The sequence below is a fragment of the Streptomyces xinghaiensis S187 genome (assembly GCF_000220705.2).
GTDB lineage: Bacteria > Actinomycetota > Actinomycetes > Streptomycetales > Streptomycetaceae > Streptomyces > Streptomyces xinghaiensis.
In genome coordinates this window covers 5,023,685-5,041,493 of the sequence record NZ_CP023202.1, presented here as the reverse complement: position 1 = coordinate 5,041,493, position 17,809 = coordinate 5,023,685, and the positions used below count along the sequence as shown (strand labels likewise).

Genomic DNA, 17,809 nt, shown 5'->3' with positions numbered 1-17,809 from the left:
GGCCGCGGCGCGTCCCGTGCCGTCCCGCTATGCCCCGGGCCCCTCCGCGGCGGGAGCCGCCGTACGCCGCAGGTGCCGCATCAGGATGTCCAGATGCGTCCAGCCGTCCGCCGAGGAGCCGTCTCCGAGCGGGTAGTAGAAACCCGGCCGGGCGGCGGCTCCGAGCCGCGCCGGGCGCACGGTCAGCGGCGGCCGGCGCGCGTGGTCCGCGCCGATCTCCCGGATCTCCTCCGGGCCGAGGGCGAAGCCGACCGGGACGGGCGGCGCCTGGAGCCGGGCGGGCACGCTCAGGTCCCGGCCGGCGGCGCGCAGCTGGACGAGCATGCTGACCAGGTTGTGCCGGGACACCAGTTCGCCCGCGAGCTCCGCGAGGCCGTCGAGCGGCGGCTGCTCGTCCTCGCCGTAGCCGGCGGTGAACGTGATGTCCTCCTCGACGCCCTCCTTGGTCCGGATGACGCGCAGCGTCGCCACGGCCGGGCGCTCCGGGGTGCCGACGGCGACCGTCCAGGTGGACTCGGGGGCCCGCTCGTACGCGAGTTCGGTGAGGCGCCGCCGCGACCACGGCAGGTTCACCGGCTCCGCGGTGCCCCAGCCGGCCGGCGGGCCGCCCGTGGCCGTCCGCCAGACGGCCTCCAGCGCGCCTCCGAGCACCAGTTGGTCGTCGGCCGGGTGTGCCGTGCGCACGGAGACGGCGAGCTGGCGCTCCCGGGTGGGCGCGGTGTCCTTGAAGATCTCGGCGACCGGGGTCTCGCCGGACTCGCCCGGCGCCGGGCCGAAGGCGCCGTCCCGCCAGCGGAGCACCGCTCCGGAGAGCCCGTCGTAGTAGCCGCCCTCGCCGTCCTGGACGACCCAGCGCGACGGCGGGCCGAACAGCACGGAGCGCGTCGCGAACGACAGCCGGCTGGTGTGCGGGGTGACGATCTGCAGTCCCCGGTCGGAGGCCACCGTGGCACGGCGGGCGTCGGACAGCCATGCGGTCATGGCGATCACGGGCCGGTCCTGGAGGACGACGGCGGCCTTGTCGGTCAGGACGTCGACGGCCGGCTGCGCGGCCACCGGCGCGGGGGCGGCGGTGACGCCCGGGGGCACCGGGTCGCCGTCACCCGCCGCCTCGCCCGCGCCCGGCGGCCAGACCGTGCCGCCGAGCATCCCGGCGAGCCGTCCGGCGAAGGCGCCCGCCAGGCGCTCCGCCTCGGGCACGGCCGTGGAGGCCCGGGCCTCGACCCACCAGACGGGACCGTCCCCGTCCGTCGCGGCCTCCGGGCCCAGCAGCCGGACCGTCTCCCCCGGCACCTGCACCAGCACGGGCGACTCGACCGACACCAGCGGGCGGCCGCCCTCGTCGCAGAGCTGGAGCACCGCCCCCTCGCCGGCCGTGCGGAGCCGCAGCTCGGGCCCGCCCGCGAGCAGTCCGGCGACGACGCTCCAGGCGTCGGGCATCTTCCCGGTGAGCGCGATGATGTCCTTCGTCATACGGGATCCTCGGGTCTGCGGAGTGACCCCCGGCCGGGTGGCGGGGGCGGGGCGGGCGCGGTCACGCCGCGGTGCCGTCCGCGAGCGCGGTCTGGATCAGCCGGTTCGGCTCGCCCCGGCGGACGAGCAGACCGCGGCCGGGCGGCTGGGCGCCCGCGTAGACGCCCGGGAAGAGCTGCCCCTCGGAGCGGTCCCCGGCCATGACGAGGGCCGAGGTGCCGCTCTCCCGGAGGGTGGTGAGGAACGGGTCGTACATGGCGCGGGAGGCGCCGGCGACGCGGCGGGTGACGACGAAGTGCAGCCCGATGTCCGCCGAGGAGGGGATGAACGGCAGGAACGGCTGGAGCGGCTGCTGACCGGCGGTGGTCAGGATGTCGTAGTCGTCCACGAGGATGACGATCCGCGGGCCGGTGTACCAGGCGCCGTCGGCCAGCGCGTCCTGGTCCGCGAGGTCGTCCGGCATCCGCTTCTCCAGCTCCTTGGCGATGCCCGCCGAGAGCGCCCCGCAGATCTTGGAGTTGTGGGCGTAGCCGCCCCGGTACTCCTCGGGCACGAGGGTGCGCAGGCCGCGCCGCGGGTCCATGACGGCGAAGACGAGGTCGTCCTCGCCGTGGCGCGCCATGAGCCCGTTCGCCACGAGCCGCAGCAGATTGCTCTTGCCGCACTCGCTGTCGCCGAGCACCAGCAGATGCTGGTCGCGTTCGAAGAGGTCGAGCAGGACGGGCGCCAGCGCGGTCTGGTCGAGGCCGATCGGGACCCGCCGCGGCTGCGCGGTGACCGACGGCAGCGAGGAGAGCTGGACGCGCGGCGGCAGCACCCGCACCTGCTGTGCCAGGTCGCCGGGCCAGGCGGCGCGGACGGACCGGGCCGCCTGCTCGACCGCCGGGCCGAGTTCGGTCGTGGAGGAGAGCGAGTCGATCCGGGGCAGCGCCACCTGGGCGAAGAGCTTGCCGTCGGTGAGGACGCGGCCGGGCTCGTCGGGTGCCAGGGTCTCGGCGAGCTTGCGGTCGATGCTGCTGTCGCTGGGGTCGTTGAGCCGCAGCTCCACGCGGGTGCCGAAGGTGGACTGGGTGGCGATGCGGACGTCGTTCCAGCGGAGCATGCCCGCCACCACGTGGATGCCGTAGCCGCCGCCGCGCTTGAGGAGGTCGACCACGGCGTCGTCCAGTTCCTCGAAGTCGTCGCGGAGCGCGCCGAAGCCGTCGACGAGAAGGACGACGTCGGTCGAGGGAAGCTGCGGCAGCCTGCCCTCGGCGCGCAGTTCGCGCAACCGGTCGACGGAGTCGATGTTCTGTTCGCGGAACAGGTCCTCGCGCAGGGCGAGCATGCCGCGCACCTCTTCGACGGTGCGCATGGCGCGCTCGCGGTCCGCGCGGCCCGCTATGCCGCCGACGTGCGGCAGCCCGGCGAGCGCCTGGAGGCCGCCGCCGACCAGGTCGAGCCCGTAGATGCCCACGTCCTTCGGGGTGTGGGTCATGGCGAGCGAGAGGGCCAGGGTGCGCAGCAGGGTGGTCTTGCCGGACTGCGGGCCGCCGATGACGGCCACATGGCCGCCGGCCAGGGTCAGATCCAGCACCCACTGGCCCTGCCACTGCTTGGCCGGGTCGTCCAGCAGCCCCAGCGGCACCTTCATCGGGCCGGGGCGTACGGCGAGCCGCATGCCCTGCCGGCCGGCCTCGACCGGCCCGGCGGCGGTGTCGAGCGGCAGCGCGGCGGGCAGCGGCGGCAGCCAGATCCGGCGCACGGGGGCGGCGGCCGCCTTGAACTGGTCGACGATGACGGACATGACGGTCGGGCCGGGGTTGCGGTGCCGGGAGTACGGCTCGGAGGCGGAGCCGCTCTCCTTCGGCCGCTGCTGGTCGAGGGTGTTGTAGGCGGGGTAGGGCAGTACGGCCGGGCCGGTGTCCTCCTCGCTCTCCCGGCGCACCGGTCCGGTGTAGGGGCCGGAGACGTAGCTCGCCTTGAACCGCTCGTACGCCGAGGTGTCCACCTTGAGGTAGCCGAAGCCGGGGAGCGGCGGGAGGTGGAAGGCGTCGGTGGTGTCGAGGACGGTGCGGCTCTCGTCGGCGGAGAAGGTGCGCAGGCCGAGGCGGTAGGAGAGGTAGGTGTCCAGGCCCTTGAGCTTGCCGCCCTCGATGCGCTGGCTGGAGAGCAGCAGGTGCACGCCGATGGAGCGGCCGATGCGGCCGATGGAGAGGAAGAGGTCGATGAAGTCGGGCTTGGCGGTCAGGAGTTCGCCGAACTCGTCGATGACGACGAACAGGTGCGGCAGCGGGTCGAGGTCGGGCCGGGTCTCGCGGAGGGCGGCGTAGTGCGCGATGTCGGCGACGTTCCCGGCGTCCTTGAGGACCCGCTGGCGGCGCTGCACCTCGCCGGCGAGGCTGGCGTGCACGCGTTCGACCAGGCCGGCCTGGTTCTCCAGGTTGGTGATGACACCGGCGACGTGCGGCAGGTCGGCGAAGGGCGCGAAGGTGGCGCCGCCCTTGTAGTCGACGAGCACCATCGCCAGGTCCTCCGGCGGGTGGGTGGCGACGAGGGCGAGGACGAGGGTGCGCAGCAGCTCGCTCTTGCCGGAGCCGGTGGCGCCGACGCACAGGCCGTGCGGGCCCATGCCGAGTTCCGCGGATTCCTTGAGGTCGAGCAGGACCGGTTCGCGGGAGTCGTTGATGCCGATGGGCACACGCAGGAACGCGCGTTCGCCGCGGGGCGCCCACAGGGCGTCAATGTCGACGGCGGCCGGGTCGTCCATGCCGAGCATGTCGGCGAAGTCGACCGGCCCGGACAGCGGCGCGTCGACCAGCGATTCGGCCGACAGGCGCAGCGGGGCCAGCATCCGGGCGAGGCCCTCGGCGCCGGCGGTGGTGACGTCGTCGACGGTGCCGTGCGCCACCAGCGGCTGCTCGCCGCGCAGGTCCTCGACGGTGACCCGGTCGCCGTCCACGGTGATGCGCAGGGACACCTGCCCGGGCTCCCGCACCCGCTCGGAGAGCAAATGGAGCACGGTGACGCCCATGTCGCGCAGCGAGACGGCCTCGTCGGGCCGCGGCAGGTCCTGCGCGGTGTCGCCGTACTCGTCGCTGACGACCAGCAGCCGGCCGGCCATGGCGAGGGCTTCCCGGTTGGACAGGCCGCGGCGCAGCTCGGCGGCGTAGCTGGCGCGCTGCCGCAGATCGCGGCCGAGGAGCCGGGCGAGCTGGTGGATGTCCGGGGCGATGCGGCGGGCGCTGACCGGGCCGTCGCGCTCGTCGCCGTCGAGCAGGTGCGGGAGCCACTTGAGCCATTCCCAGTCGGCCATCCGGTCGCCGGGGCAGCCGAGGGCGATGTGCACGTCGTCGGGGGCGTGGGTGGCGGCGGTCTGCACGAGCAGCGCGCGGGCGACCCGCAGCACGCCCTCGCGGTCGCCGATGACGCTGGCGTTGCCCGCGCGGTCGAGCGGCACGGTCAGCGGCAGATCGCCGGTGGTGCCGAAGCGGCTGATGAGTGCTCCGGCCTCGTTGAGCATGAACCGGTCGGGCGGGGTGAGCACGCTGCCGCTCTGCTGTCCGACGGTCAGCGGGCGCAGCGGCATCTCGCCGCTGCCGACGCGCACCTTCAGGAAGTCGGCGTCGAGCCGCCGCCGCTCCCACAGCCGGGACGGGTCGCGCACGATGTCGTAGAGCGCGGCGGGCGGCGGATTCAGGACCCGGGCCGTCTCGCGCAGTTCGCGCTCCTCGGCGGCCAGTTCCTCGCGCAGCTCCTCCAGGTACTCCAGATAGCGCTCGCGCTGCTGGCGGCGGGTGCGCTGGGCCTTGCCGCGCTGCGACAGCAGCATGCCGACACCGCCGATGACGGCGACGACCAGGACGACGGCGCCGATGGCGGCGAACTGGCTGTTCCGTACGACCGTCATCATCACGACGGAGCTCATCACACCGGCCATCGGCAGCAGCGCCATCGCGCCGCTGCCGGTCTTGCCCTCGGGCAGGTTGGGCGGTGCCTCGATGGTGCGGGCGGGGGGCGCGGCGGCGGGCCGTTCGGTGCGGGCGGGGCGGTGGATCAGCCGGGTCGTCATCGGCGGCCGCCCACGGCGCGGTTGAGCAGTTCGGCGGCGAGCCGGGTGGCGGCTGCGCGGGTCTTCTCGCCGAGCATCCCGGTGCGGATGACGCCGCCGGCCGCGAGATGCCGGTCGTACGGCAGGTGCACCACCTCGACGCCGTCCAGCCGCAGATGGGCGGCGGCGGCCTCCTCGTCCATCGTCATGTGCGGGGCGGAGGAGGTGAGGACGACGACCGTGCCCGGGAGCAGCTTGGGCCGCGGGACGCCCGCCATCCAGTCGAGGATCGCGCGGGTGCTCGTGACACCCTCCAGGGTGGCGGGGGCGACGAGCACGCGGGCCTGCGCGGCGACCAGCGCGGTGCGGGACAGCTCGCTGGGCAGCGTCTCGCAGTCGACGACAGTGATGCCGAAGTAGCGGCGGAGCGCCACCATCACCTCGCGGTACTGGGCGAGTTCGAGGCGGGCGCCGACGGTGCCCTGGCTGCCGGGAAGCAGCCAGCCGCCCTCGGGGAGCTGCACCAGATAGCCGGTGATGTCGGTCAGCTGCATGGACGGGTCGATGATCTGTGCGAGATCGCCGCAGGTCCAGCGGACGGTCTCGGCGCCGGTCCGGATCGGCAGGGTGCCGAGGGAGGGGTCGGCCTCGACCAGCAGCACCGGGTCGTGCCGGTAGTGCTCGAACGTCCGGCCGAGGAGGGCGGCCACGGTGGTCTTGCCGGCGCCGCCGCGGATGCTGGTGACGACGATCTGCCGGCCGGTGGTGATCGGCTGCTGGAGGTCCTGGGCGACGCGGGTCACGGCCGCCACCTCGGCGGCGGCCGAGGAGCCGGCGAGCTTGCGCAGTCCGCGGCCGGCCCGGGCGGCGGCCGGCTCACCGTGGCGCGGTTTGCCCTGCGCGCGGGCGAGATCGGGGTTGAGCACGGGGACGGAGACGGGCGCAGGCCGGGGCGCGGCCGTCTGCTCCCGAGCGGTGCGGACCTGCGCGAACTGGCTCATTTCCGGTTGGGGTTGCAGCTGCTCGCCGGGTCCGGCGGTCTCCGGCGGCCCGGCCTGCTGCCCCTGCGGCGGCGGTGCCGCCGCGGCGGCCGCGGGCTGCGCCTGCCCGGCGCCGGCGCCGCTGAGCTGGTGGAGGACGTCCCCCTGCCAATCGTTCCCGGCCATCCGTATCCCCCCTCAGAGGCGTTGTCCCGCGTCCCGTGGCTCAGAACGCGTTGAGCAGTCGTCCGTAGACCCCGAACACACCGACGGCGAGCGGGAAGAGCGCGATGACACCGACCGACTCGATGAAGTCGACGAAGCGCCGCAGCCGCACCCGTACGTGCTCCGGCGGCTGGACGGCGAGCACGCCCACCGGCAGCAGCGCGGCCAGGGCCAGCAGGCCCAGCGGCCCGGACGGAGCGCCGTCCAGCGAGTCGATCCAGAGCGTCACCAGCCGCACCAGCAGCACGGAGGCGGCGCCCAGCAGCACCACGACCTCGGCCACGAGCGGGAAGGCCCGCGAGCGCGAGGCCAGCACGAGCGCGAGCACCGCGGTCAGCGAGATCGCCCACGGGTTCGACACGGTGGAGGCGAGCAGCCCGGCGGCGGTGACGGACACGGCGGTGACGGTCGTCGCCAGCGCCAGCCCGCGGTGCGCGGCGGCCAGCGCGGTGTCGACCTGGTGCCGGCTGACGGAGGCCCCCGCGGAGCGGCGGTCGTCCAGCGCGGTGAGCCCGGCGGCCATCAAGGCGAGCCGCGGCAGCAGGCCGAGGACGACGACGGAGACCACGCCCAGCACGGCGCCGACCCGGGCCGGCTCGTCCTGCAGGGCGCCGGTCAGCAGCCAGATGCCGGTGGTGGCGAACGCGGCGGCCGCGCCGATGAGTCCGCCCCGTCCGACCGGGGTGAACAGCCCGAGCAGCAGCAGGGTGAGGACGACCGCCGCGGTGACGCCGGCGAGCCGCGCCTCCGCCGTCCAGGACTGCGCGTCGGCGGCCGTCCAGGCGGCCAGCAGGCCGAGCGCGCCGGCGGCGAGAAGGAGCGTGGTGGCCAGTCCGCGGTTGCCGCCGCCGAGCCGGGCGGCGAGCGCCCCGGCGGCCGCGAGCAGCACCGTCAGCGCGAACAGGGCCCCGGCGACGGCGGACTTGTCGAAGGCGTCCCGGGCGAGCAGTGCCGCGGTGACGGCGAAGCCGACGGTCGCGGCGCCCGCGGTGGCGCGGCGGGCCACGGGCCGCCAGCGCCAGGCACGCAGATCCAGATCCTCGGCGACCTCGTCGGTGACGTCGTGCACCACGGGCGCGGCAGGCGCGTCCTGCGCGCGGACCAGCCGGAGGACGGCTCCGTCGCGCACCTCGGAGGACGCGAGGGTGGAGTCCAGCGGCAGTACGGCGCCGGAGGCCGTGACCAGCCGGCGCAGTTCGGGCCGGGCGGCCACCCGGTCGTCCAGCAGCTGGATCACGTCCGGCAGCAGCCTGCCGACCGGCTCGTCGGACGGCAGGACGAGATCGACCCGCCTCCGCTCACCGACCAGGGTGACCCTGCTGAGTTCCGTGCTCCGCGCCCCCATGCTCACCACTTGATCGAACCTACCATCGGGATATCACCGGTTCACCGCTTCGGTTCCGGGCCGACGACCGCGGGCGAGGAGCTCTGCCCGCGCTTGTCGGCCTTCTGGTCCGCCAGCTTGCCCTGGATGAACGACCAGCCGACGCAGCCCGCGCACATCACCGCCGCGATGGCGATGCCGGCGAAGAGCTTGCCGAGCCGTTCGTCGGCCGTGCGCCGCGCGCGCTGCGGGCCGTAGAGGAGGGCGTCCCGCATCCGGCGGCGGCGTACGGAGACGGACTCCAGGAGCTGGCTGTCGTAGTCCTTGGTGGCCATGACCGCCGCGCCCTCAGCCGCTCGCGGCGAGGTCGCGCAGGGCGGCCAGACTCGGCGCCTCGGCGAGCGGCCCGGGGACGACGGCGCTGGGCGCGTCCTCGGCGGGGGGCTCCGCGGCGATCTCGCGCAGGGCCGCGGTGGGCGGCAGTTCGCGGGACCTGGCGTCCCGGAGCCTCGCGAGCCACGGCCGGGCGCCGTTGAAGGCGTCACCGCCCGCGGCGGGGCGGGGTTCCCAGCCGGCGGCGCCGTCCTCGTCGTTGGCCCAGAGGTAACCGATCACGCCGCTGCGGTCGTTGGCGACCGTCAGATAGCGGACCGGCTTGCCGGTGGTGTGGTGGTAGACCGCGGGGCCGCCGGTCTGCTTCAGCCGCAGGTCCTCCGTGAACCGCGGTACCGCGCGCGGATCCGTTCCCATGTGTGCCCCCTTCTCCCGCTTCGGCCGCGTTTCCGGTGCGGTGTCCCGCCTGCTCATCGGTTACGGCCTCGGCAGGATCTCGCCGTAGACCTGCCACTGGCCATTGTCCCAGAAAACCCTGGTCACCTTGAATGCCGAGCCGCGGGCGAGCAGGAGTTCGCGCTCACCGCCGCCGAAGGCCGAGACCCGCTCGACCCAGGTCGCCGGGGTGCCCTGCGGGACCCGCAGATGCAGGACGGCCTCCTTGCCCGCGAAGGCCGAGACCGGCTGGTCGCCGAGGGAGGTCGACATGTAGGCGCCGTCGTCGAAGACCCGGCCCTCCATCTCCAGCGGTGAGGAGAGGTTGAGGTGGCCGAGTCCGGTGCCGCGCACCACCATGACGTCCTCGGGGACGGGCCGGGCGGCCATGGCCCGGTCGATCTCGGCGATGTCGTGCCGGACGGCCGGGGTGTCGTAGGCGCTGTCGCCGCGCAGGAAGCCGTTGATCTCGTGGTAGGTGACGCCGCCGGGGTTGGTCTCCTTCGTGTAGTCGAGGAACGCCTCCTTCTGGGAGGGCGACAGGCTGTCCGCGTAGTCGTTCCAGTAGGCGGCGCCGTAGCGGGCCGCGTCGGCGTCGTTGACGAAGGGCACGGTGCCCTGCGAGACCTCCCAGGAGGCGAGGCGGTGCATCTCCTCCGGGGTGAGGTTGTCCCAGTCGGCCGGGTCCGGCAGCGGGTCGACGGCACCCGCCGGGGTGCCGGGCGGGTCGCCGGCATGGGTGTACGGCGGGTCGACGGATCCGCCGCCGCCAGGGCCGTTCGGGCCGCCGGGGTCGGGGGCGGGGGCTGCGGGGTCGGTGGTGTGAGCCGGGTCGGTGTGATGGGCCGAGTCGGTGTGATGGGCCGGGTCGGTGTGGGTGGCGGAATCCGCGTGGTGCGCGGCGGAGTCGGCGGGGCCGCCGTGACTGCCGTGGCCGCCGAAGGTGTGGTCGATGACGCCGCCGGGCGGCAGGGCGTCCCCGTGTGCCGACGGAAACAGGGTGTCGGGGGTGTCGGACCGGCGAGGGAAGCCCGGATCGGGGGCGCCCGCGTGGGCCAGGGCCGGGGTCGGCGCCGGAGTGTGCGCGGGCGCGGCGGACGGGGCGGTGTGCGGGTCGGCCGTCCAGCCGTCGGGCAGCAGCGAACCGTTGGGCAGAGCTGAGGAGTTGGGGACGTTCACCGTACCGTCGGGCAGCCTGAGGGTGCCGTCGGGCGAGAGCAGCGAGCCGTCCGGGAGCTTGACCGTGCCGTCCGGCATGTTCGCCATGTTCGGCAGCTCGGGCATCTTCTCGGGGAACATGTTCTTGAGCCCGCCGAGCACGTCCGAGATCTTGGTGACCTTGCCGGCCGCTCCCGCGACATAGGTCATCGGGTCGATGACCTTCCCGGTCTTGCTGACGAGCGCCGCGGCCTTTGCCGCCGTACCGCCCTTGGCGACGTTGCCGACGCCGGTGGCGGTGGTCAGGACGTTGAAGGTGACGGCCCCGGCCGCGCGGGCCGGGTTCTCCTTCCAGGTGTCCCAGGCCAGCATCGCCTTGCCGGCTTCCTTGGCCACCTGCTTGGAGTCCTTCATCCACTGCGGGAGAGCGGAGTCGGGGACGGCGTAGGCGAGGGGGGAGGTGTAGAGGGCGGTGCCAACCACCAGCATGCCCAGGCCTTTCCAGGCATCCTTCATCGCGTCCCAGCCGTCGAACCCCACCAGGGTGCCCAGGCCCTTGATGGTGCCCCAGACCCCGTCGACGATCAGGCCGTCCCACACAAAGCTCTTGATGTGCTGGTGGACCTCATACCAGTGGTACTTCTCGTTCTCCGCCGTCCCCCACGGGACTTCGGCGTCCTTCATGTCATCGGCCGAGAACCCGTACATGTTCTTGCCGTCCGAGCCGTCATTCGCCCGGTACTGGGTGCCGCCCACCAGCGCCGTGATCTTGTTCGCCGCGGTGCGCTCCGCCTCCCAGAACGCCGCGACGGTGGCCGTCACATCGGACTGCAGAGCGTTGTGCTCATCGATCTTGTCGCCGTCGTACTTCCACTCGTCATCGCCCTCCACACTGGCGACGAACGCGGCAGCATCGGCCTTGAGCTGCTTCAGCTTCGCGACCAGGGGACGCACCTCGGCGGCGTACTCGTCCAACGCCGACTTGACCTTCTCCAGATCATCGGCGAACTCATCCGCCCGGTCCTGCACCGGCTTCGTCGACGCGAACAACGCCTCCGCCTCCGGAGCCGTATAGAACGCGGAAAGCCCCTGGAACTGGGTGTGGACGCCCTTGCCCGTCTCCCGGATGTCGTCAGCGTCATTGCCCAGGCCGGTGGCGTCCTTCTCCAACTGCTCCAGATCACCGGTGAACTGGGGTATCGCCTCGGGCTTGATCACATCGGCACCTGCTGGCCGTGACTGCCGTTGCCGCCGGCGTTGTTCTGCGCCTGGGCCTTCAATGCCGCCAGATCCGGAGCCTTGAGAGCCTCGCGCTGCGCGGCCGCGGCCATGTCCAGGTCACCCTGGTTGTACGCCTTCACGGCGTCCACCGCACCCGTCATCGACTTGCCCGCACGCGCCCCGACGAACATCAGATCGTCCTGCGTCTTCATCGCGAACTCCGCCAGCGCCGCCCCCACCAGACCCATCTCCGGAGCCTCACCACCGCCCGCAATCGTCCCCGCCGACGACGCCGCACTCTCCATGTGATCCGAGTACGAAGAAGCCTGCGTCTCCAGCTTCCCCGCCACCTCACCCGTCTTGGAGAGAACCCCCTGGACACCGCTCACGTCGATATCCCAGCCCGACACAACGACCCCTGTTCGCGAATTGCCCGCCCGCCGGAAGCGGTTCCTCCCGGCGGCGATGCTGCGGCTACTGCGCTTACGGTGATGCGCGGCGACCGGCGACCGAGCCGCGCCACTGATCCGGTCACGGCCGCAAGCGGCGGCCGAACGCTCCCGTACTCAGCCGATGTTGTCGACGGCGGCCTTCGCCTTCGCCAGCGTCGCCTGCGCCGTCCCGTCGTTCTGCTCCAACGTCGACCGCACCAGCTGAATGATCGACCGCACCTCGTTCGCGGCCGTGTTCCACCGCGCTTCCTTGTCGTGATACAGATCCGACACACCATCGGCCTGGAAGTCCGCCATCGCCGACTTCACCGCACGATCACGCTCACCCAGCACACGCTCCAACTGCCCCACGATCGAGGACAGCGAACCCTGCACCTCCGACGACGCACCCGTGTCATACGACCGGCGATCCTGATTCGCCACAACCAACCCCCCGACTACTCAACGCCCGCCGAAACGAGCAGCATCAAAATTCGCCGCCGACATCTGCTGCCGCGCATTGTCCGCCGACTCCTGATCACCCGTACCGAACGACTGATCCATCCCCGACTGACCACCCAGAATCGCCTGCAACGACGAATTCAACGCCGCCGTCACCTCATCCGAACTCGCCTTGAACTGATCGAACGCCGCCTTCCCCGCACCATTGAACTTCCCCTCCAACGGCTCCGCAGCAGCGATCAACATCCGGATCAAACCACCCAGATCATCCGAAGACCCCTGAGTATTCGACACCAGAGACGACAGCGCCGTACTGCCCATATCGAACTTCACCAGCTCACCCCCGTTTTGCTCACACATCCCACACAAACGCCAGTTCAGGCCGCGTCTACGTATACCAACCGTCCGCAGCACCTGCCAACGGCCGTGTAGACGCGGCCCACTCACCTCGCGGTTCCCGGGAGTCCCGTACGTTGCACCCTGCTTCCTCGCTCCCGGCGGGGGCCCGGCTCGTACCGGCTGCGCTCCGACGCTGCCGCAGCACCGCCGCATGAGAAAGGCCGGTCAGCACCGGCGCCCCTCCGTCCACCTACGCTTCCGCCCATGAGCGACGTGTACGAGTTGCAGCTCCATCTGGACCTCACCGCGAGCGCCCCCGCCGACACCTTCACCCGGCTCCGCAGGCAACTGGGCCTGGAGCCCTGGCCGGACGGGGCCACGGACGACGAACCTCTGCTCGCCGCCCGGGGCCGGCCTCCCGCATCGGCGGAGTGCTGATCGGCGAACTCGCCGAGAGCCCGCGCGGCTGGTCGCTGACGGCGCGGCAGGAGCTCCACCCCGACCAGTTCCAGGACCTGCACTTCCTTCTCAAGCACCTGGCCGCCCACACCGGCACCCCGGGACCGATCGGCCAACTCCGCTTCCTGGAGCACCACGTCCCGGATCTCATCGTCCCGGCGGAAGACGGCGGGGTCACCCGCCTGCCCCTGACAGCCCCGAGCCCGGGTGCGGCGGTGCCGTTCCTGGCAGATCTGGGCTGATGATCAGGACACCCATCCCGGCTTGATCACACCTGTCCTCGTCCCCATGCCAGGATGGACGGAAGTGAATTGGTGCATCACTTCCCCCGGGCCTCCAACGCCCGCTTCGCCTGTTGCCGCACCTTCTCATCCCCCACCGCCATCAAGTACTCACCGAACTGCTCGCCCTCCGGGCCGGGCACACGGTGAACGATGGTGAGCGCATGCACCAGTGGCCGGTGATGCGCCGCCGCACTCAACACAGGGATGGCCAGTTCGACCGCTTGGGGGCCGTCGACGCTCGCGACTGCAGCCGCCAAGTCAACGAGTTGCGTGGCGAGATCGAAGCGAGTCGGCCTCCCCACGGAGAGTGAAGCAACTCCTCGTTCCACCACGTCTTCGATGTCGCCCAATACGGCCGTGACCGTGTCACGGTCCAGGATCTCACCGAGTTTGTCATCGAAGTACTCGCGGTCGGCGATTCTCGCCAAGGCCCGGAAGGCAGCGATCCGGCAGTCCGCAGTGCCCTTCTCCGGGGCGATGTCATCGCTGTCGGCGACGGCGACGGCGAGTTGCGCAAAGGTGTTGTCCACCGAGAACTTGCGATCGATGAGGATCTCGTACCACGGGACCTTCCCCGGGTCGGCCGCAGCCTCGATCACAGACCTGTACCCGGCTTCCTCGCCCCAGGTCGTCAGGGCGACACAGGCAAGGAAGCGCTCACGTTGCGGAGCGGCGGCGTCGCCCATCAACTCCACAAGCCCTGGCACCCGTTCGCGATGAGTTGGATCGTCCAAACCACCATAGATCACATCTTCGGGGTCACTCGTCGGCCTGTCGTCGAAATCCATACCGAGAAGCGCTGTCGCCTCAGAAGCGCCATTCACCCTCCCCGCCGAGAGATCCGTCGCCCTGTGCCCACCGGTCACAGTTTGTCCGTCACATCCGGCCCTGTACCGTCCTCCAGGGCATCGGGGGTTCCGATACCGAACTCCGTGGCGAAACCGAAATAGGTCATTTCGCCGGGTTCCGCCGCCACTCCCAACAGCGCGTTGAGCTCTCGCAGCGCTGCTTCCATGCGCGGTGCGTTGCGCTTCTGGATCTCAGGGTGCGGTCGGCCCGCGAAGTCGAACCAGCCCCAGATGTCATGGTGGACGGCCATCTCGGCGGACAGACCGACCGGAGCCGGGTCCACGGACAACTCCACGAGCCGTGGTTCACGGTGGGAACGTCCGTCTTCATCGATCCACACCCCCGAGCCGATGACGCAGATCTCTGCGATCTCGGCGTCGGGAAACCCGGTGGGGCGGCTGGCGCGAGCCCGCTCGGCCAGAAGCGGATCTTCCAGCGGGCAGGTCAGAGCCAGGGTCGTCGTGACACCAATACCGCCCCGACCGGCCACATACCAGTCAATCTCGATCTTGTGCGGCAAGAGCATGTCGTACCTCGTCAGCACCTCCGCCATGCGGCCGGCGGTGGCAAGGGCGGACTCGAGCCCCGGAGAGGCAACTTCTTCGAGATCCCAGTTCCAGGAGCCGCATTCGCGTGGTGCACGCATGAGTTTCGACATGGGAAATCCTTACGGGAAGACTGGACCATGGGGCGGGACAGTCAAGGAACCGTCCTCGAACCGTAGGTGAAACGTAGCGCCCGAACGTTCCGCGTGGAACTCGAGATCGTCGAGTGAACGGGGATTCAGACCGGCCATCGAGTCGTGAATATCCAGAATGGCCACCTTCTGATCCGCCCCTTCAGCCCGAAGCTGCTTTGCCGCCTTCTTCACAGCACTTTTTATTCCCTCGACTGTGTTCACATCCTTGAGCTGGTACCCGTAGTGCGGAGTACCGTCAGGATGCAGGGTCGTGACGTCAAGGTCCAGTCCCGTCGCATTGTCCTTGATCTCGAATCCGACCCGGGAAAACCCACGACTTTGCAGGTCAGTCGCATGACTGAGAGCCATATAGGCAGCCGGGATCATGCTCTTCTGCGCCTTGCTGCTCCCTTGCTTGCACATGTTGAGAATTTCCTGGTAGTTCGGCGCGTCTTGCAGATGCCCCCGGGAAATGAGATCGGCAGCAGCAGCACCATACGGCTCCTTGCCAAGGGTGCGCAGGACACGCTGCTGGTCTCCGGGGAGCATTCCCGCCCGTGTCAACTCAGCCGTCACTGCCTGCTCCTGGTCCGGGCGCATCGGCTCGGAGGGCGTGGGAGCAGTGTCAACTCCCCTGCTGTACCGGCTGGGGTCGATTTCGTCGAAACCTCCGCCAGATGACGCGGACGTTCCGGAAGCTGGAGCAGATGTCGCTTGATCAAGGTTACTGACCTGCGGGATCTCTCCCGTCCCACCCGCTGAGGAATCTGCCGACGTGATACCAGGCTCAGGACCACTGAGGCCCTCACGAGCTTCGGCGTTCCCTCTCGCGCCTGGTCCCTCGTCCCATCCGGCGACCGGGGTGGGACTTTCCACCCGGGTCGTTTCCGTCGCTGTGACGTCCCGCCCCGAGCCGGGGCCCGTATCCCGGCCTGCAGGAGTATTCGAGTCACTTTCTGGGCTGCTGCCCCCCGGCACGTTGCCATTGGGGTTGCCCGGGTCTCCCGGGTTGGTGGAGGCGGTGGGGAGGTTGTCGCCGGTGCGGGCGGTGCCGCCCAGGGCGGTGTCGCCCGCGTTCGCACCGACCTGCCCCGGGGTGCCGCCACCGACGGTGTTGTCGGTGATGGCGGACGGGTTGCCCGCGTCGCCGAGCTGGGCGATGGCCCCGGGCGGGTTGTTGCGGGCGCCGGCCCCGACCAGTTCCTGCTCGGGTACGCGCACGGCCGCCTCGTCCGGGGTCGCCAGGTCCGCCTTGTGCGGCTCCACCTTCACCGGCGCGGTGCTCATGTTGCCGTCGGAGAGCTGGAGTTTGCCGTCGGGGTGCAGGACCGAGCCGTCCGGCATCAGGACCGCCCCACTGGGCAGTTCGGAGGGGACCCTGGGCGCCGTGCCCTCCGGCACGTGGACCGTGCCGTCCGCGAGCTGGAGCGGGGTGTCGGGGACCTTCACCGTGCCGTCGGGCAGTTCCAGGCGCCCGTCCGGCAGCAGCGTCGCACCGTCCGGAATCGCCGGGATGTCGATCTTGCCGAGGTTGAGGTTCTTCAGACCCGCCAGCACATCGCCGATCTTCATCGCCTGCCCGGCCTTGCCCACCACCGAGGAGATGTGTGTCATCGGGTCCAGGAACTTCCCCGCCTTGCCCGCCATGGAAGCGACCTTGGCCGCCGTGCCGCCCTTGGCGATGTTCCCGGCACCCGTGATCGACGTCAGCACATTGAAGGTGACGGCCCCGGCCGCGCGGGCCGGGTTCTCACTCCAGGTGTCCCACGCCAGCAGCGCCTTGCCCGTCTGCTTCGCGACCTCCTTGGAGTCCTTCATCCACTGCGGCAACGCCGAATCCGGGATCGCGTAGGCGAGGGGGGAGGTGTACAGGGCGGTGCCGACGACCAGCATGCCCAGGCCCTTCCAGGCATCCTTCATCGCGTCCCAGCCGTCGAAGCCGACCAGGGTGCCCAGGCCCTTGATGGTCCCCCACACCCCGTCGACGATCAGGCCGTCCCACACGAAGCTCTTGATGTGCTGGTGGACCTCATACCAGTGGTACTTCTCGTTCTCCGCCGTCCCCCAGGGGACCTCGGCATCCTTCATGTCATCGGCGGAGAAGCCATACATGTTCTTGCCGTCCGAGCCGTCATTCGCCCGGTACTGCGTCCCCCCGACCAGCGCCGTGATCTTGTTCGCGGCCGTCCGCTCCGCCTCCCAGAACGCCGCCACCGTGGCCGTCACATCGGACTGCAGAGCGTTGTGCTCATCGATCTTGTCGCCGTCGTACTTCCACTCGTCGTCATCCTCCACACTCGCCACGAACGCGGCAGCGTCGGCCTTGAGCTGCTTCAGCTTCGCGACCAGGGGACGCACCTCGGCGACGTACTCGTCCAGCGCCGACTTGACCTTCTCCAAGTCGTCCGCGAACTCATCCGCCCGGTCCTGCACCGGCTTCGTCGACGCGAACAACGCCTCCGCCTCCGGCGCGGTGTAGAACGCCGACAGACCCTGGAACTCCGTATGGATGTTCTTTCCGGTGTCACGGATGTTGTCCGCGTCATTGCCCAGGCCCGTGGCGTCCTTCTCCAACTGCCCCAGGTCACCGGTGAACTGGGGAATCGCCTCAGGCTTGATCACATCGGCACCTGCTGGCCGTGACTGCCGTTGCCGCCGGCGTTGTTCTGCGCCTGGGCCTTCAATGCCGCCAGATCCGGAGCCTTCAGCGCTTCCTTCTGCGCGGCCGCGGCCATGTCCAGGTCACCCTGGTTGTACGCCTTCACGGCGTCCACCGCACCCGTCATCGACTTGCCCGCACGCGCCCCGACGAACATCAGATCGTCCTGCGTCTTCATCGCGAACTCCGCCAGCGCCGCCCCCACCAGACCCATCTCCGGAGCCTCACCACCGCCCGCGATCGTCCCCGCCGACGACGCCGCACTCTCCATGTGATCCGAATACGAAGAAGCCTGCGTCTCCAGCTTCCCCGCCACCTCACCCGTCTTGGAGAGAACCCCCTGGACACCGCTCACGTCGATATCCCAGCCCGACACAACGACCCCCGTTGTCACGTCACGTGTGTGCGCATACCTGCTTCCGGCCGGCCCGGGCTCACCCGGGCCGGCCGACCCTGCCGTTGATCAGC

At 70.9% G+C, this 17,809-nt stretch carries 16 protein-coding genes; 2 read left to right on the top strand and 14 right to left on the bottom strand.

Annotation, left to right across the window (positions count from 1 at the left end; all coding sequences use genetic code 11):
• Positions 1-27 precede the first annotated feature (27 nt).
• The 10 genes from SXIN_RS21490 to SXIN_RS21445 form a co-directional block, all read right to left on the bottom strand.
• A complete protein-coding gene (locus SXIN_RS21490; RefSeq protein WP_095757393.1) occupies positions 28-1,473 on the bottom strand; it encodes a DUF6177 family protein in 1,446 nt (481 codons plus the stop codon).
• A 61-nt stretch (positions 1,474-1,534) separates the two neighbouring features.
• Positions 1,535-5,524, bottom strand: a complete 3,990-nt coding sequence (gene eccCa, locus SXIN_RS21485; RefSeq protein WP_095757392.1) for a type VII secretion protein EccCa — start codon at positions 5,522-5,524, stop codon at positions 1,535-1,537.
• A complete protein-coding gene (locus SXIN_RS21480) occupies positions 5,521-6,669 on the bottom strand; it encodes a nucleotide-binding protein (RefSeq protein ID WP_095757391.1) in 1,149 nt (382 codons plus the stop codon). The genes eccCa and SXIN_RS21480 overlap by 4 nt, the downstream gene beginning before the upstream one ends.
• Before the next feature lie 40 nt (positions 6,670-6,709).
• Complete coding sequence (eccD, locus tag SXIN_RS21475) at positions 6,710-8,053, bottom strand: type VII secretion integral membrane protein EccD (protein ID WP_095758138.1); 1,344 nt, start codon at positions 8,051-8,053, stop codon at positions 6,710-6,712.
• 41 nt (positions 8,054-8,094) lie between these two features.
• Positions 8,095-8,367 carry a hypothetical protein gene (locus SXIN_RS21470; protein WP_019706687.1) on the bottom strand — a complete coding sequence of 91 codons (273 nt, stop codon included), beginning with the start codon at positions 8,365-8,367 and terminating at the stop codon, positions 8,095-8,097.
• Between the two features lie 13 nt (positions 8,368-8,380).
• Positions 8,381-8,782 (bottom strand): hypothetical protein, encoded by a 402-nt coding sequence (locus SXIN_RS21465; protein WP_095757390.1) that lies wholly within the window; start codon positions 8,780-8,782, stop codon positions 8,381-8,383.
• 60 nt (positions 8,783-8,842) lie between these two features.
• The gene (locus tag SXIN_RS21460) at positions 8,843-11,176 is read right to left on the bottom strand and encodes an ADP-ribosyltransferase (protein WP_095757389.1); all 2,334 of its coding nucleotides are present in this window, start codon (positions 11,174-11,176) and stop codon (positions 8,843-8,845) included.
• Positions 11,173-11,589 (bottom strand): DUF6507 family protein, encoded by a 417-nt coding sequence (locus SXIN_RS21455; protein WP_095757388.1) that lies wholly within the window; start codon positions 11,587-11,589, stop codon positions 11,173-11,175. The genes SXIN_RS21460 and SXIN_RS21455 overlap by 4 nt, the downstream gene beginning before the upstream one ends.
• A 156-nt stretch (positions 11,590-11,745) precedes the next feature.
• A complete protein-coding gene (locus tag SXIN_RS21450) occupies positions 11,746-12,054 on the bottom strand; it encodes a pore-forming ESAT-6 family protein (RefSeq protein WP_039820082.1) in 309 nt (102 codons plus the stop codon).
• An 18-nt stretch (positions 12,055-12,072) separates the two neighbouring features.
• Entirely contained in the window at positions 12,073-12,405 is a 333-nt protein-coding gene (locus tag SXIN_RS21445; protein ID WP_039820084.1) for a hypothetical protein, read from the bottom strand.
• Between the two features lie 270 nt (positions 12,406-12,675).
• On the opposite strand from SXIN_RS21445, the gene SXIN_RS31345 reads away from it, so the two are divergent.
• Positions 12,676-12,849: a hypothetical protein gene (locus SXIN_RS31345; RefSeq protein WP_157916326.1), complete on the top strand. Its 174-nt coding sequence runs from the start codon at positions 12,676-12,678 to the stop codon at positions 12,847-12,849.
• A complete protein-coding gene (locus tag SXIN_RS21440; protein ID WP_019709038.1) occupies positions 12,843-13,112 on the top strand; it encodes a hypothetical protein in 270 nt (89 codons plus the stop codon). The genes SXIN_RS31345 and SXIN_RS21440 overlap by 7 nt, the downstream gene beginning before the upstream one ends.
• 77 nt (positions 13,113-13,189) lie before the next feature.
• Here the strand turns inward: SXIN_RS21440 and SXIN_RS21435 are convergent, their stop codons facing one another.
• The 4 genes from SXIN_RS21435 to SXIN_RS21420 form a co-directional block, all read right to left on the bottom strand.
• Complete coding sequence (locus SXIN_RS21435) at positions 13,190-13,942, bottom strand: hypothetical protein (RefSeq protein ID WP_238153828.1); 753 nt, start codon at positions 13,940-13,942, stop codon at positions 13,190-13,192.
• A 74-nt stretch (positions 13,943-14,016) separates the two neighbouring features.
• Complete coding sequence (locus SXIN_RS21430) at positions 14,017-14,661, bottom strand: hypothetical protein (RefSeq protein ID WP_019709036.1); 645 nt, start codon at positions 14,659-14,661, stop codon at positions 14,017-14,019.
• 9 nt (positions 14,662-14,670) lie between these two features.
• The gene (locus SXIN_RS21425) at positions 14,671-17,304 is read right to left on the bottom strand and encodes a hypothetical protein (protein WP_095757387.1); all 2,634 of its coding nucleotides are present in this window, start codon (positions 17,302-17,304) and stop codon (positions 14,671-14,673) included.
• Positions 17,301-17,717, bottom strand: coding sequence for a DUF6507 family protein (locus SXIN_RS21420; RefSeq protein ID WP_039817727.1), 417 nt, complete (start codon positions 17,715-17,717; stop codon positions 17,301-17,303). Before SXIN_RS21420 ends, SXIN_RS21425 begins: the two co-directional genes overlap by 4 nt.
• Between the last annotated feature and the right edge of the window lie 92 nt (positions 17,718-17,809).